Source organism: Roseateles depolymerans, assembly GCF_003387155.1.
In the GTDB taxonomy this organism is placed as follows: Bacteria; Pseudomonadota; Gammaproteobacteria; order Burkholderiales; family Burkholderiaceae_C; genus Roseateles; species Roseateles depolymerans.
On the sequence record NZ_QUMT01000005.1, the window covers coordinates 141,392 to 156,712 of the forward strand.

At 65.9% G+C, this 15,321-nt stretch carries 6 protein-coding genes; 3 read left to right on the plus strand and 3 right to left on the minus strand.

Annotated features, from left to right (window positions below):
* Position 1: 1 nt before the first annotated feature.
* Positions 2-3,373: a hypothetical protein gene (locus DES44_RS21225; RefSeq protein WP_058934201.1), complete on the plus strand. Its 3,372-nt coding sequence runs from the start codon at positions 2-4 to the stop codon at positions 3,371-3,373.
* A 37-nt stretch (positions 3,374-3,410) separates the two neighbouring features.
* Here DES44_RS21225 and DES44_RS21230 read toward each other — a convergent pair whose 3' ends face one another.
* Positions 3,411-5,951: a membrane-bound PQQ-dependent dehydrogenase, glucose/quinate/shikimate family gene (locus DES44_RS21230; RefSeq protein ID WP_058934200.1), complete on the minus strand. Its 2,541-nt coding sequence runs from the start codon at positions 5,949-5,951 to the stop codon at positions 3,411-3,413.
* Positions 5,952-6,482: 531 nt separating this feature from the next.
* Here DES44_RS21230 and DES44_RS21235 point away from each other — a divergent pair.
* Together DES44_RS21235 and DES44_RS21240 are read left to right on the plus strand one after the other, a co-directional pair.
* Positions 6,483-9,356 carry a hypothetical protein gene (locus DES44_RS21235; RefSeq protein WP_058934199.1) on the plus strand — a complete coding sequence of 958 codons (2,874 nt, stop codon included), beginning with the start codon at positions 6,483-6,485 and terminating at the stop codon, positions 9,354-9,356.
* Positions 9,357-9,401: 45 nt separating this feature from the next.
* Positions 9,402-12,731: a hypothetical protein gene (locus DES44_RS21240; protein ID WP_058934198.1), complete on the plus strand. Its 3,330-nt coding sequence runs from the start codon at positions 9,402-9,404 to the stop codon at positions 12,729-12,731.
* Between the two features lie 144 nt (positions 12,732-12,875).
* Here DES44_RS21240 and DES44_RS21245 read toward each other — a convergent pair whose 3' ends face one another.
* Positions 12,876-14,135 carry a class I SAM-dependent methyltransferase gene (locus DES44_RS21245; protein ID WP_058934197.1) on the minus strand — a complete coding sequence of 420 codons (1,260 nt, stop codon included), beginning with the start codon at positions 14,133-14,135 and terminating at the stop codon, positions 12,876-12,878.
* A gap of 110 nt (positions 14,136-14,245) precedes the next feature.
* Positions 14,246-15,208, minus strand: a complete 963-nt coding sequence (locus DES44_RS21250; RefSeq protein ID WP_058934196.1) for a response regulator — start codon at positions 15,206-15,208, stop codon at positions 14,246-14,248.
* Positions 15,209-15,321 lie beyond the last annotated feature (113 nt).

Genomic DNA, 15,321 nt, shown 5'->3' on the forward strand with positions numbered 1-15,321 from the left:
CATGTTCACCCCGACCCACCCATCGCCGTTCCTGAGGGACGTGCCGCATTTCTACACCAGCACCAGCTTTGAGCCGCCGCCGCGCCTGGACGCGCCCGTCCTGCCCCAGGACTGGGTGTCGTTCAACACGCTGGCCGCCTCCAGCGACGGCGAATTCGACACCTTCCGGAAGACCCCCCTTTTCGAGCTCGCGAAGCAGCAGTTCCTCGACCGCATCGCGCAATGCGAGCAGTTTGCCCACGCGCATTTCACCCGCGAAGAGCAGCTGAGCATTCTCGATGGTTTGGCCAAGTTCCGGGGTCGTCTGCTGGTCGGCGACGGTGACACCTACTTTGGCCATACCCTGTCGCAGCTGTATGGGTCGGGCAAACGTCATTTCGACACCTTCTGCCTGCGGCTGCAGCAGGACATCGACCTGCATCAACGCAAGGCGGCCTTGCGAGAGCTCGCCAGCGAGCTGCACAACTGCCGGTCGACCGGCCCGGCCTTCCACGACGCCGCGTTGGCCCTGGACCGCGCGCCTGGGGGCCTGCATGGTGAGTTCCATGAGCTGCTGATGCAGCGCATCGATGCGCTGCTGCGAGAGGTGGTGAACCGTCCGATGCGAGGCGTCCCGCAAACGCCGGAGAACGTGACCAAACGGCTGAGGAGGCTCGAACGCATGGAAGTCCACATGATCAATCGCCTGAAGGTGGAGCTGGATCTTCCCAATGTGGGCGCGCTGGACCGCTTTATGGGTGCGGCGAACTTGGTCGAAACCTATCAGATCGATGAAGCCAAGGACCTGCTCAAAGCCGAGTTGCGACCGGTGCTGCTGGCACGCGACCTGGCGGACCGCTACATGATGCAGCTGCGCAGCAAATTGCCCAAAGAGGCGGTCGCGCCGGGCGCCAAGCTCGGCGATCACATGGCTGCGATTGAACAAGCCCAGCGCGCCTTGAATGCGACCTTTGGCCCGGTGAGCCTGCACAGCATCCTGACGATGGACGACGACGCCGGCGAGTGCCAGTGGCAGGAAGACCGGTCGCTGCTGGCGCTCGATCTGCTGGAGTCGCTGGCCCGGCAGAACCTGATCGTCCCGCAACCCTGCTCCAGTGTGCTGCGCGACGGCTCCAAAGATGGCGTCTGGGACCTGATGCAGGTCGATTGGCGACTCTTCCTGGTGGAGCAACGCACAACGCCCACGGCCCCGGCGGAGAGGACGCCGGCGCGGATGCATCACGCATTGAAACTGATGGACCAGTTGCCCATGCAGCCCCCCCCTGCTGCACTCACCACCGCGGTGTTGACAGACAAGCCGGAGAACTGGCGCGAAATGCCCATCAGTTGGTTGACGACCGAAGCCCATGTCAGCCGATTCTGCCGTTCCCAGGGAGACGCCCATATCCAGACCGTGCTGCAACGGGAAGGGCCTCTGGACTGCTCGTACTTGTCGCTATTGCTGCCCACGCTGACCGATCTGAGCATGTGGCGCTCGTTGTCCACAGTGTTCAATCCGAAAAACAATCACTCAGAGGTCTGCGTGCGGGCGGCGGGCGGCCAGAAGATGTTGCTGAGGGCCTTGACTCACTCCTGCGATCAAACGCGCAGGCAGTGGCTCAAAACTTTCAGGGATGCCGTCCCTAAGACCAGCACCGAGGAGGTGAAAGCGTGGTTCGAGCTTCCCACCCAACGCACCCGACGGGCATTGACCAGCGCCGGCTTCGGCTCAATCCTCGACTACCTCCACCTGGTGACCGCGGCACACGACAAAGCGGGCTTCGAGGCCCGGAAGTTGCACGACCTTCTGGACATCGACATCCAGGCGATGATGAAGAACGGCAACTTCGTCACCCTGAATTCCTATGTCGAGCAAGTGGTTGCACTGCACTTGCGCGGGACCGTCAGCGTTGACTCGCTGTTTACCCTGCTGGACGGCGAGGACCGCCAGGGCTGCTCCGGCGCCTTGGAAGTCGGAAGCAAGGAGGTGGTGGAGTGGTATGACCGGCAGGTGCTGCATCTGCACGGCCGTAACGTGTTCATGGCCAAGCGTGTGGCCAGCTTGCTGTCTTGCAGACCGCCCTGCCAGGACTCAGGGGCGGTGAAAGCCATCCGCAATGGCCATGATGACGCCTTGTCCGCCCATTTCACGCAGTTGCACCGCGCTTTCGAGATGAGTGTTTTTTCTCCGGAAGAGTTTGCCGAAGTCCTGGCCTGCCGGGATGCAAGGGGCCGCTCCGGCTTGTTCACCATGCTCGGACAATCGGACCTTCACCCCTGCCTTGCACCCTGGCGGCGGGCCATCGTCGAAGCGGCCAGGACCAAGCGCCTGCCCGAGTCTGCGGTGATGGGGCTGCTGGCCCCGCGCACGGAAGACGGCAGACACCTCCTCCTGACTCTGTTCGACGGCGCGGGCGGCGTGCAGCGCGGCAAAGCCTGGCTGGCTGAAGCCGCGAGGATCAAAGACGCCGGCATCCTGAATCAGCAAGCCTTCACCGCCTTGCTGGGCGGCTATCCGCGCATGGCAGACTACCCGGAGAACGGCTTGTTGCTGGAGGCGATGCAAGCCAGTGAATCCCCTGACAACGTCACTCAATTGCTTGAGTTGATGGGTTTTGCTTACGAGCGCTACAAGCTGTCCGAGGGGGAGCTGGCGCAATTGCTGATCCCCCTTCAAGACCCAGAGTTCTCCCCCCGGCCAACGGCCCTGAAAAAGCTGCTTCCGCTGAGCGCGCATTGGCGAGCGATGGTGGAGGGCTTGCTGGCGCTGGGCGAGGCCGGTCAGCTCAACGGCGCCCCCCTGCTCACGCTGCTGCACGCCATCGCCCGGTTGCGCCTTTCGTCGGTGAGTGTGCTGGCCGAATCCGACTTGCAGCGCTTCATCAAAAAGCTGCTGGGGACCGAAGTCGCCACCGCGGACCAGCAGCGCGTCCAGGGTCGCTTTTGGGGCGAATTGCTGCTGAACTGCGACGAGCCGAGGGCCGCAACGTCAGGCAGCCGCGAGGACGCCGTCGCGATCTTGAAGCTCCTCGAGAACGCAGTGATTCAGGCGGAGCAACGTCGCATGATTCCGAGCGCCGACGGGGTTCAGTACCTCGCTGAAATCCGACAACTGCACGAGACGCATGGACAAGCGCATCCCCCGCAGAAACCGCGCAAACCGCAGCCCCTGCCACGGTTTCAAACGTCAACGGCAACGGCTGGTCAGGGGTCTGCCCAGCCGCCTTCATCAACGCTGATGCCGCCGCCTGTTGCGCCGCGGCCGGCTCGTCCGGGCCCCTCCGCCGCTGGCGCCAGCGGTAACGCCAGTGGCGGGGCCAGCGGCGGGGCCAGCGGCGGGGCCAGCCGTGGCGCCGCTGGCGTTTCGACTGCTGCCTTTCACACTCGGTTCTGAGTGCACCCGCCTCGAAGACCCGGCGCCTTAGCCATGTTCAAGGCTTGTTCAGCACATACGCACGCACATAGTCCCCGGGCTTGGTGCCGGTGGAGCCATGGCCACCGGCCACCACCAGCAACATCTGCCGGCCCTGCGCATCCTGGTAGCTCATCGGCGTGGCCTGTCCGCCGGCGGGCAGTCGGTCTTCCCACAGCTGCCGTCCATTGCGCACGTCATAGGCACGCACGTAGTTGTCCATGCTGCCCGACAGGAAGGCCACGCCGCCGGCCGTCATCAAGGGGCCGCCCAGGCTGGGCACGCCCATGCGGATGGGCACCGGCACGGGCGAGAGGTCGCGCACCGTGCCATTGCGATGGCGCCAGACCACCTTGCCACTGTTCAGGTCCACGCCCGCCACCGTGCCCCAGGGAGGCGCCTGGCAGGGCACGCCCAGCGGCGAGGTGAAGGGCTTCATGCGGGATGCGAAGGGCGCACCGAAGTTCTCGTTCAGCGCCGGCAGGGCGCCGGTGGGTTTGCCGTCGTCCTGCACCAGCAGGCTGGAGTCGTCCTGGCGCGGCACCAGCTGTGAAGTGAAGGCCAGCACGGCCGGCGTGGTGAAGGCAATGCCCCGCACCGGGTCCACCGCAATGCTGCCCCAGTTGAACACACCGAAGTTGCCGGGGTTGATGATGGAGCCCTGGGTGCTGGGCGGCGTGAAGCGGCCTTCATACCGCAGCGAATGGAAGGCGATGCGGCACCAGAGCTGGTCCAGCATCGTGGCGCCCCACATGTCCTTTTCGCTGAGCTTGGGCGGCTCGAAGGAAATCGCGGACACCGGTTGCGTGGGCGCGGTGTGGTCGCCGGTGGCCGCCCCTTGCGGCACCGCCACCTCCTGCACCGGATGAATCGGCTGGCCGGTGCGGCGGTCCAGCACAAACAGCTCGCCCTGCTTGGTGGGCTGCACCAGCGCCGGCACCCGTTGGCCGTTGACGGTCAGGTCCACCAGCACGGGCTGCGCCGGCACGTCGTAGTCCCACAGGTCGTGATGCACCGTCTGGAACACCCAGCGCACCTGGCCGGTGGCAATGTCCAGCGCGACCACCGACGAGGAATAGCGCTCCACCGCCGCAGACCGGCGGCCGCCCCACTGGTCGGGCGGCTGGTTGCCCATGGGCAGGTAGACCAGTCCGAGTTGCTCATCCGCACTAGCCACCGACCAGCTGTTGGGGGAATTCGGTGTGTAGGTCTGACCGGCAGGCAGCGGCGTGGTGACGTCCGGATTGCCCGAATCCCAGTTCCACACCAGCGCGCCGGTTTCGATGTCGTAGGCGCGGATCACGCCGGACTGCTCCTTGGTGGAGGCGTTGTCCAGCACCGTGCCGCCGACGATCAGCAGACGGCGGGTGACCACCACGGGGGAGGTGGAATAGTAGGCCCCGGGCTGCGCATTGGGCATGCCGGTCCACAGGTTGATGGCGCCGCCCTTGCCGAAGCTCTGGCAGACCTTGCCGGTGTCCGGATTCAGTGCGATGAGACGAGCGTCCGCAGTCGGCATGAAGAGCTTGGCCGGGCATTCGGCCGACGCGCGCGTAGCGCCAAGGGCTGCGCCTGGTGTGGCGCCTGGTGCGGCCCCTTGTGCGGCCCCGGGTGCCGAAGCGGAGGCGGTCGTCGCAGTGGCCTGCGCCGCGCCTGCTTCTGCCGTCGGCGGCGCCTGGTAGGACAGGCCGCGGCAGGTCAGATGCTGCAAGGCGAGTTGGCCCTGCACCTTGGAGTCGTATCGCCACAGCTCCTTGCCGGTGGTCGCATCCAGCGCCAGCACCGACTGATGAGGCGTGCACAGGAACAGCCGCTGGCCGATCTTCAGCGGCGTGACTTCGAAGGTGGTTTCCTTCGGGTCGCCGGGCTGCCCGCGCATGTCGCCGGTGCGGAACTCCCAGGCCATGCTGAGCTGGGCCACGTTTTGCGGGGTGATCTGGTTCAGCGGTGAATAGCGCTGGCCAAGGTTGGTGCGTCCATAGGCATGCCATTCACCGTCCGGCAGCGCGTCGGAGGCTGACGCGGCCGCCGCCGTCGCCGCTGTCGCCGCTGCGGGCTCAGCCGGCGTCTCCGCGATCTCGCCCTCCAGCGCATGCCGATCGCGGGTCCACGACACCACGGCCACCACCACAAAAGCCGCCAGCGACAGCATCAGGAACTGGCTGGGTCGGCTGCTCCAGCGCAGCCGCCTGGGATCGGTGTCCGGCACCGAAGGATGCAGCCAGGGCAGCAGCGCCAGCATCAGCGCGCCGATGACCCAGGGCACATCCAGCCGTGCCGCCAGCGGCCACCAGTCGATGCCCACTTCCCAGAGGCTCCAGGCGAGGCTCGCCAGGAAAAACACGGCATACAGCAGATAGGCTTCCCGGAGCCGTCCCCACATCAGCCCCCCGATGAACGCCAGGCTCAAGCCGGCCAGGGCGTAATACCAGCTGCCTCCGACGGAGGCCAGCCACCCGCCCGCCGCCAGAAGCACAAAGCCCAGCAGCAGCAGCACACCGCCAAACAGGCGGGCCAGGAGAGGAACCGGTGCAGCAATTCGGGAAAGGACGGCGGCCATGACGTGGCTTCCAGACAATGCGATGCCCCCGGATGGCAATATCCATGCCCTGACCCGCCCGCGCGCGGCCTTGATCTCATTGCCTGTGCGAGGCTCGGCGGGGTGCACGACCTTACTCCCGCCAACTGTGGACAAGTCGTGGGAGAAGCTGAGGTCGGACGCCGCAAGTCATTGATTGACAAGGGAATCAGGTCCTTTGCTCAAGAATGAGGCAGGCGACCGGTGAAACGAGTGGGCGCCGACCGCGAATTGACCCACTGAAGCTGCGCACCGAGCTGCCTGCCACCGGCACTCAGCGGCATGTTCACGCCATCGGTCACTTCATTCCTCGATCATGCGCGGGATCTTTACACCCCAAGCGCGTTCGACCCTCCCGTCACGCCGGTCGCCGCGCCTGCGCCCAATCCTGACTGGGTGTCCTACACAGGTCCTCAAAACATCCACTCCCCGGAGTACAAACAGTTCCGGAACTCCCCGCTGTTCCTGGAGACTCATCGGCAATGGCTGGCGCGTGTCGACGACTGTGAGCGCATGGCCCGCAAGCTCTGCCTCCCCCAGGAAGCGGAGCGGATCAGCGATGCCTTGAATGTCTTTCGTGATCGCCTGAATGATCGATGGGGTGAGTCCTATGTCACCGACAACATGCCGCTGCTCTTTGGCGAGGGTAAACGGGCCATGGACCGGATCTGCCAGCGGCTGGAGCAGGAAGAGCTGCCGGAGGACTTTCGCAAAGCCCAGTTGCAGGAGATGGCCGCGCTCCTGGATAAATGCCTGTCCACCGGCCCGGCCTTCATCCAGACGGCGCAGGCGCTGGATACCGCTCCCGATGGATTGCGCAGCGCCATGCTGCGGGTCATCCAGAACCGGGGAGACACCGTCTGCCGGGAGGTCTATCAGCTCGAGCAGCGCTACTACGAGACCGAAGCCTGGCGGCTCGACATGGAAGTGCATGGGGTCAACCGGCTGAGGCTGGAGTACCGCCTGCCGGGCGCTGACAGGTCCGACATCCACAGCCTGGGCCCGAAACTGTTCTTCCCCCAGCATGAACCGCATCATGTGGCCGAGCTGCGCCGGGGCTTGCAGCCCACCGAAGTGGCCGAGGATCTGGCGGACGTGTATTGGGGCAGGCTGCAGGCCCTCCTGCCGCCGCATGTCCCCGGTCTGGGGTCCGGGGCCGATCTCAACGACGTCATGCCGGACATTCAAGCCGCGGTCGCGCGTGTGAACAAGGCGATCACACCGGTGTCCATGACCAGCCTGATGGTGGCGGACGAATCCAGCGGCAGCTACCGCTGGCAAACCGACGCCTCCTGTCTGGCCCTGGAACTGCTGAAGGCGCTGGAGACCGAGCGGCTGGTGATGCCCCAAGCCCGCGAGACCCTGCTAACTGCCACCAGCCGCGACGGCACCTGGCAACTCAAGAGCGTGCAAGGGCGGCTGTTCCATGTCGTGGAGCGGCCCAGCGGCCCCTCGCAGACCTTCCTCGTGCCTGTTCGGCTGGACCACGTACTCGCGCTCGATCAACAGTTGAAACGAGAGCCCCAGGCCTTGCCGGCCGCACTGGTCTGGACCGTGATTCGCGGCGAATCGCGTGAGCGCCTGCGCCACATTCCCGAGCATTGGTTGACCGACCGGCGCCAGGTGCTCGAATGGCTGCGCCGCATCGACCGCGATGACTGGCTGCAATGGCTGCAGGCCACGCCTCACCTTCGACCGGACACCGCGCTGACCCTGGCAGACGCCTTGACCTCGCGAGGCAGCAGCGACTGGCTCGAACCCTTGCTGGCAAAGCCCTCGCTCGGCGGACCTCGCTGGCTGCAAGAGGCAGACGCCAAGCTGCTGACGATGGCCATGAGCGCCACCGATCCCCGCACGCAAAGGATCTGGCTGAGTTACCTGCGCAGCGCGTTTGAGCACCTGCCGCCGGACCAGGTGCACGCCCTGCTGTCTCCGCGCCGTGGGCTCAATCTGGTCTTCGCCGCCATGATGGAGGGACGCGGTCACCCGGTCTCGGTGGCGGTGTCGCTCCTGAAGGCCGGCCTGACCCGCGGAATCGTGTCGGTGAAGGAAGTCCCCGCGCAGGTCGACTGCCCGTTCCAGGCGGCGATGGAGCATGGGCATCTCGAGGCGATCCAGGCACTGGCGCCCTTCCTCATCGACGCGCTGCAGCACTCGTGGATCAGCCGTCGGGACCTGGTGGCGCTGCTGGGCGGAAACCGCCCGGGTGAGGCTTGCGAAGGCGCGATGGTCCAAGGCCAGGGCGAATGCCTGCGCTGGTATCTGGATTTCGTCCACACCCTGCACCGCAGAGACCTTCTCAGCGTCGAGGACGGCTTGCTGGACTTGATCACCCAACCGCGTTCGAACGGATCGGCGGTCACCTACGACACGGTGCTGCAAGGCCAAGCCGTGACCCTGGGCGTGTATCTGGACTGGCTGCTCCGCGCCGCGAGAGACAAGCTCATCAGCCAGGGCCATCTGCTGCTGCAACTGGGGTGCGAAGGACCGCATGAATCCGGCCTCGTCCATCTGCTGGAGGACAAGAACACGGCCTGCTTGAACGCATGGTGTGACGCAGTGTCGAGTGCGACGCTTGAAGACCTGATCGAGCGGCGCGATGTCGAGAGGATGTTGACCGACAGGAACCTGGCGGGTGTTCCCCTCCTGCATGCACTGGTGCGCAAACCCTTGGCGGGGCCGTTGCGCAACTGGATGCACACGTTGACCGAACTCCACCATGCCCAGGCGCTGGACCTGTCGCAGCTGACCCGCCTGCTGCGAAGCGGACCGCCCGCCCGCGACCCCGACTCGTGCTTGCCGATCATGCACGACCTGCTGCTCAAAGAGGTGCACCCCACGCCGTTCAGGGCCTACATCCGCCATCTGACCCACCTCCATCAGCGGCGCGTGTTGCCCTCGGACGTACTTGAGGCGTTGCTCTGCTCCTGCGGCGCTAAAACCCCGTTCCCCGCCATCGTGTCGGCCACCTATCGCGGAAAACCGGCGCCGGTCGATGCATTCCTGGACGTCCTCATCAAGCTGGGACGCGAGAGACGGCTGTCGTCGGCGGCCCTGATCCGGGTGCTGGACGGGCGAGTGGCCGACGCAGGCCCCCCACGGCCGGGATCATCCGCCCTCCTCGTGGCCATCCAACAGAAGAAGGGGGCCATGCTGACCCGGCTGATCAATACCTCCCTGACGCTGTACCAACTCGGTGCCATCACGGCCCAGGACTGGTTGACGCTGCTGCAACCTCAGAACCCAACGAATTCACCCCTGACGGCCCTGCTCCGCGTGAGAGACCCCGCAGCGCTGGCCTTCATCCACAACACCATCATCACCGCGAACGGTTTGCAGATCCTCTCCTGGGAGCAAGCAAAAAGCCTCCTTGCACGCCTGGCCTAGTGCCTTGGGCCGCCGCCATTCCTTCCACCGCGCTCCTGACTCCATATGTTCCCGTCCCCCTCCGTCAGCTTCCTCGCGGCTGTCCCGAAACTCTTCACGCCCGACAGCTTCAAGGATCCGAAGCGACTGATGCCGCAGCGCCCCCGCGAGGACTGGGTGTCCTTCCAACCGCTGGACTCGGCCGGCAGAGGCAACTTTGCAAGCTTCCGAAACTCCCCACAGTTTCTGGCCGTCCAACAACAGTTTCTGGAACGGATCGAGCAATGCAAGGCCTTCGCCGAGAAGCACTTCACCCTCCAGGAGGCGGATGTCGTCCTGACTGGGCTCGACACCTTTGCAGAACGGCTCACCCGGGCCGATGGGGTGCAGCACTTTGGGGACTCGCTCGAGCCGCTGTACGGGCTCGGCAAACGGCACTTCGACAGCTTCTGCACACGACTGGCCCAAGACAGTGCGGACCTGGAAGACCGCAAGACCGCGCTGCGTGAACTCGCCAGCGAGTTGCGTGCCTGCGGCAACGTCTGCCCGGCGCTTCATGAAGCGGCCCTTCGCCTGAACAGCGACCCAGCCGGCCTGCGCGGTGAATTCCATGAGGTGCTGGTGGCGCGCATCGACGCTCTGCTGCAGGAAACGATCAGCCATCCGCCCACCGACGCTCCCGTCCCCCTGCGGTCGCGTGCCGCTTGGGCGGAATGGCTCCGGGCCCATGAAAAGCACGTGATCCAGCGCTTGAAGCTGGAACTGGGTCTTCCCGTCGGCCCCGTCGATGGCGCCCTCAGCACCCGGACCGACCTGATCACGGGGGAACTGCTCACGAGCGCTCATAGCGTCCTGCGTCACCGTCTGCATCCCGTGGCGCTGGCCGGAGACCTGGCGGAACGCTACATGACCCGCCTGCGCGAGGCGACCCACCCCGGACAATCGCTGACGCGACGGGACCTGTCGCTGATGATGCCCTTCATCAGGCAGGAGCATGCCAGGGTGAACGCGACGTATGGGCCCATCCCCCTCGAGCATCTGGTGAGGGAGGACGCGCAGACCCGGCATATCTTCTGGCAGGAGGATCTGTCGCTGTTGACCCGGGACCTGCTGACGGTGTTGGCCCAGAAGGGCTTGATCGTCGAACAGCCCAACAAGCCCTTGCAAATGGGCTATGACGATGATGCATCCTGGGAGATTTCGCACATCAACTGGCAGCTGTTCATCGTCAAGGAACAGAGACAGGGCCACTCGACCCGTCAGGCGGTCCCTCCCAAGGTCGCGCATGTGCTGTCCATGCAAAAACATGGGCGGGGGGACGCCCCGCCTTCTGCACTGACCGAATCGGTGATACGCGCCAACCTGCCGAGGGACTTGATGTCCTTGCCGCCCCACTGGCTGACCGACACCGGGCTCTGCACCACCTTCTGCCGGTCCATGGACGATGACAGCATGCGGGACTGGATCGCGCGGCATCGGCCGATCGGTCAGGAGCGGGTGCGGCTGTTGCTGCCGGTGCTCACCCGTGCCGGGATGCACAAAGCGCTGACACAGCTGATGCAGAGCCCCGAGGGAGCGCGTGCGCACGACTGGTTCCACTGGGGAGGTGGCCCCGCCCTGCTGGCCCGGGTGGTGGGGGTGGAACGAACCATGGGCCGCTTGATGCGCACCGACGCATCGCCCGACGTGGAGCGCGTGTGGGTCGGCAAGATCGAGGATGCGCTGCCGGCCCTGTCGGAAGTAGAGACGAAGCAACTCTTCACCTTGGGTGAGCGAGGTCTTGTCGAGGAAGTTGCGAAAGTCGGACGGGTTTCCAGCCTGACCCATGTCCTGTGGCTGCTGCGCGTGGCCGCGACCTTCGGCCGTGTGTCCGGCAAGACGCTGCAGACCCTGGTGACCATCCCCATGCAGCCCCTCATGGGAGAGTGCAAGGTGGACATGCTGGAGGCGCATGCAGACGCTGTGATGGAGATGGTCCAACGGGGCCTGCTGCCCGCGAACAGCTTGCCGGTGCTGATGGAAGGCGCCCTGGCGCCAGGCTACGGCTGCCGGGGTGCCTTGGAAAGCGGTCAGTTCGAAACGGTGAACTGGTTTCACAGGCGGGTGCGCCTTCACCACAGCCATGGGCATCTCACCGATGAACAGGCCGCTGCACTCGTGAGGAGCGTGCCGCAGGATTGCGACTCCGGCGCCGTGATGGCCCTGCGCAATGGCCATGCTCAGGCGCTCTACGAGCAAATGGGCCAGCTTCAGTATGCAGTCTCCACCGGCATGCTCGCCAAAGAGGAAATGCCGGATTTGCTGGCCTTCCGAGACATGGAAGGGATGCCCGGTTTCGAGATCATGCTCACGGAGCCCAAAGCCGGCGCCTGCCTGGATCGCTGGACACTGTCTCTGAAGGAAGCCACGTTCCGCACCCATCTGACGCCAGAGGAGCTCCTCACCCTCCTGGCGGCCTACGATGCGGCCGGACAACCGCTGCTGGCGCGTCTGATTGCAGGCAAGGACGGGCTGGCGCGAGCCAAGGCCTGGCTGCAGACGATCGGGGCACTGTCCGGCTCACTCCCCCCGGGCGGCGTGGTCCGGCTGCTGGAAGCCACCGCTAACCCCGCGCAGGCGCCGCGCAGCTTGCTCTTTAGCACGATGAAGGAGCAGGGCGACACCTCCGCCATCACGTCCCTGATCCATTTGTATGGCGTGGCCCATCAGCAGAAGCTGCTGTCCGATGACGAGCTGGCAAGGCTGCTGGTGTTGCGCGAGGTGGGGGGAGAAGCCGTGGCCAAACGTCTTCTGGCGTCGCGCAAGGGTCCGAATGGGAAGCCTGGGCCGGCCACCCCGCTGCATGCGTATCTGCTCGGTGTGCTTGAACTGGGCCAGCAAGGCCGTTTGCAGGGGCTGCCCGTGTTGAAGCTGCTGCATGCGTTGGCGCGATATCGCCTCACGCCCATGGCCGCCCACCGCGCTGAAGCCTTTCGCACCGTCCTTGAAGGCCTGCTGGACACCTCACTCTCCAGCACCTCGGATGGGCGCATCCATGCGAACTGGTGGGGCTACCAATTGATGGAGGCCGATGTGGGCGTCGGCATGGGCGTACGTGCAGCGCTGGGCCGGCACCCCACTGAGGCGCTCCTGTTGATCCTGGAGCCGCTGATGAAGCAAGCCAAGACCGAGAAGCTGCACCACGGACCGGTCGATGCCCAATTGCAGCAGGCGTGGATCCACGTCAGCGGATCAGCCCCAACATGGGCAACGCCGCCAACGCCGCGTCCCAGGGGGACCCCTCCATCGGCGTATCCCCGTCCACACGCGGTGGCGCGGCCAACGCCAGCGTCCGGGGAGTTGCCTCCGCCAGTACCGCACCGGCTCCCTCCTCGCACCGCCCCCAGGCGCCCCTGAGCCCGCGTGCTTGCCTGCCCCGGATCATCAACCTTACCCCCGCAGACTGTGGACAAGTCGTGGGAGAAGCTGAGGCCGGCTGCCGCAAGTCCTTGATCTTGCAGAGAAAAGCTTCCTCTGCTCAAGAATGAGGCAGCGGCGGTCTCAGGCCGTGGCCAGATGGCCGTCCTGGATCAGCAAGGTCTCCAGCGTCTGCTGGCGCAGCCCATAGAACTGCTTGATGTCCTGCAGCTGCTGCACGAGCTCCGCCCGGCGGGCCGTGGAGACGCCTTGCGGCCGCTTCACCGCAAGCACCATCTTGTTCTTGCTGGTGTGTTCCAGCGCAATGAACTCGATCACCTGGGTGTCATACCCCATCAGCTCCAGCAGCAGCGCACGGACCGAATCGGTCACCATCTCCGCTTCCTGACCCAGATGAATGCCATGCTGGAGCAGCGGTCGCAGGGCAGCGGGCGTGCGCATCTGCGGACGGACTTCCTTGTGGCAGCACGGGGCACACATGATGATGCGAGCGCCGCTGCGCAGGCCCACATGCATGGCGTAGTCAGTGGCGATGTCGCAGGCATGCAGGGCCACCATGACTTCCAACCGCATGTCTTCACGGGCCCGGACATCCCCCTGCTCGAACCGCAGCCCCTGCAGGCCGTGACGGGCGACCGCCTCATTGCCCACGCGGACCATGTCGGGCCGCAGCTCCACGCCCTGCACGTCAGGCGAGAGCCCCAGCCCTTGCAGGTAGTCGTGCATGGCAAAGGTCAGGTAGCCCTTGCCCGATCCGAAATCAGCCAGCCGCACCCGCGTGCCGGGGTCGGCCAGGCCGGCATGGCGAACCGCCGCGGCGAAGATCTCGATGAACTTGTTGATCTGCTTCCACTTGCGCGCCATCGCCGGCACCAGGTCCACCCGACCCTTGACCTCATGGGTCACGCCCAGCTCGCGCCAGAACGGGCTGTCGAGCGACAGGGCCCGGGGTTTCTGGCGGTCGTGGCCGGCCTCTTCGCCCCCCGCGCGACCGGCGTCGGCCACCTTGCGCGCCACATGCAGCAGCGGCTTGCCTTTGCGGCTAAAGCGCAACTGGACCTGCTGAGTGGCGGTGTCCAGATTGGCCTGCGCAAAGGAAGCGCCCAGCAGGCGCTGGATCTCGTTCACGCCGTCCTCCACCGCATGGTTGCGGGTGATGTCCTTGGTGGCGTGACGCCAGAGAAAGGTCAGCGTCGGCTCCCCGCGCAGCTCGATCAGACGAATGGTCAGACGCTCGATGTCGTCGTCCCCTTCGTACTTGCTCAGCAGCAACCGCTCCAGCCGGCGTTCAGCCACCGCCGTTCGCAGCAGGCGTACAAAGCGCTCGCGTTCATCGGGAGCGGCGGGCGATCCGGGGGGCGGCGGGACAAGAGAGCTGAACATGGGAACCAGGGCGGGGGACAGCCGTGAATTGTCGCGGAATCTTCGGCGGTCGCTGGCTCCGGGGTGGGAGGCCCTTTCAGCGTCACCCCTGCGGCATCACCCCTTCGGCATCACCCCTGCGGCATCAGCGCATGACGCGCCCGGGCGACTGCCTGCGCGGCGTCCTGAACGCCCAGCCGCTCGCACAGGGTGCGCATGCGGCCGTCGTAGGCCTGCTCGCTCAACCCCAGTTCATGCACCTGCTGGCGCGGCAACGGTTGCCCCAGGGTCCAGTACAGCAGTTCCGCGTCCGACAGCGGCAGGTCCAGCGACTTGGCCAGCCGCGACACCAGCGCCGCTTCATCCCCTTCATGCAACACCAGCAACCAGTGCCCGGCGCCGATCACCTCCGGGTCCGCCGGCATCAGGTTGAAGCTGAGCCGCTGGCGCAACTGCCCCGCCCTCGGCGCCACCGTCAGGCCCGACGGCGCGGCGCCCGCGCGTCGCCGCAGCGCCTCCCGGTGCAGCCAGGCCAGCACTTCCGGTGGCAAGCGGGCATGGTCGGCCCAGGGCGCCGGGAAATACTGCGACATCAACAGGCGCGCCTGCGGGGTCTGCCAACTGCAGTGACCGTCCCGCTCCCGCACCGTCATGCTGGCCACCGGCCGTTGCGGTTCGGCCACCGGTGCACGGTTGACCGGATGGATGCGACGCTCGATCAGCGCCAGCAGTTCACTCAGCCGCACGGGTTTGAGCAGGCAGTCGGTCGCGCCGGCATCCCGCAATGCGGCGCCGCGTTGCGCATCCTGCCGACGGCTGAGGGTGATGACCGGCACTCCGCTGGCGGCCAGCTCGCGAAGCAGGCTCACGCAGGCGGGCCAGGCCAGGTCGGGCAGCTCCATGTCCATCAGGATCAGGCGCGGCAGCGCGGTGAGGTCCGCCAGCGCGGCCTGAGCGGACGGGACATCACCGGCGCGGGTCAGCTCATAGCCGCTCTCCTCCAGCACCTCGGCCAGCGGCTGGACCGAGAGCGCCTGGACGATCAGCAGCCGCTGCGCAGCGGGAGACTTCTCTTCGGACATCAGGTCGGGCATATGTCTCCACCATACAAATCCCATGCCCGGTGCACAAGCGCCAATGGAGAGAGTCTGAACATCGGTCAACAAAGCCCGCAAGGCGGCCGCTTTGACGCCTTCCTGCGCGGCTG

Bases quoted from the DNA above. Each gene is read 5' to 3' on its own strand.
- DES44_RS21225 (WP_058934201.1), top strand. From the start codon at position 2: ATGTTCACCCCGACCCACCCATCGCCGTTCCTGAGGGACGTGCCGCAT.
- DES44_RS21230 (WP_058934200.1), bottom strand. From the start codon at position 5,951: ATGGCCGCCGTCCTTTCCCGAATTGCTGCACCGGTTCCTCTCCTGGCC.
- DES44_RS21235 (WP_058934199.1), top strand. From the start codon at position 6,483: ATGGCCCGCAAGCTCTGCCTCCCCCAGGAAGCGGAGCGGATCAGCGAT.
- DES44_RS21240 (WP_058934198.1), top strand. From the start codon at position 9,402: ATGTTCCCGTCCCCCTCCGTCAGCTTCCTCGCGGCTGTCCCGAAACTC.
- DES44_RS21245 (WP_058934197.1), bottom strand. From the start codon at position 14,135: ATGTTCAGCTCTCTTGTCCCGCCGCCCCCCGGATCGCCCGCCGCTCCC.
- DES44_RS21250 (WP_058934196.1), bottom strand. From the start codon at position 15,208: ATGCCCGACCTGATGTCCGAAGAGAAGTCTCCCGCTGCGCAGCGGCTG.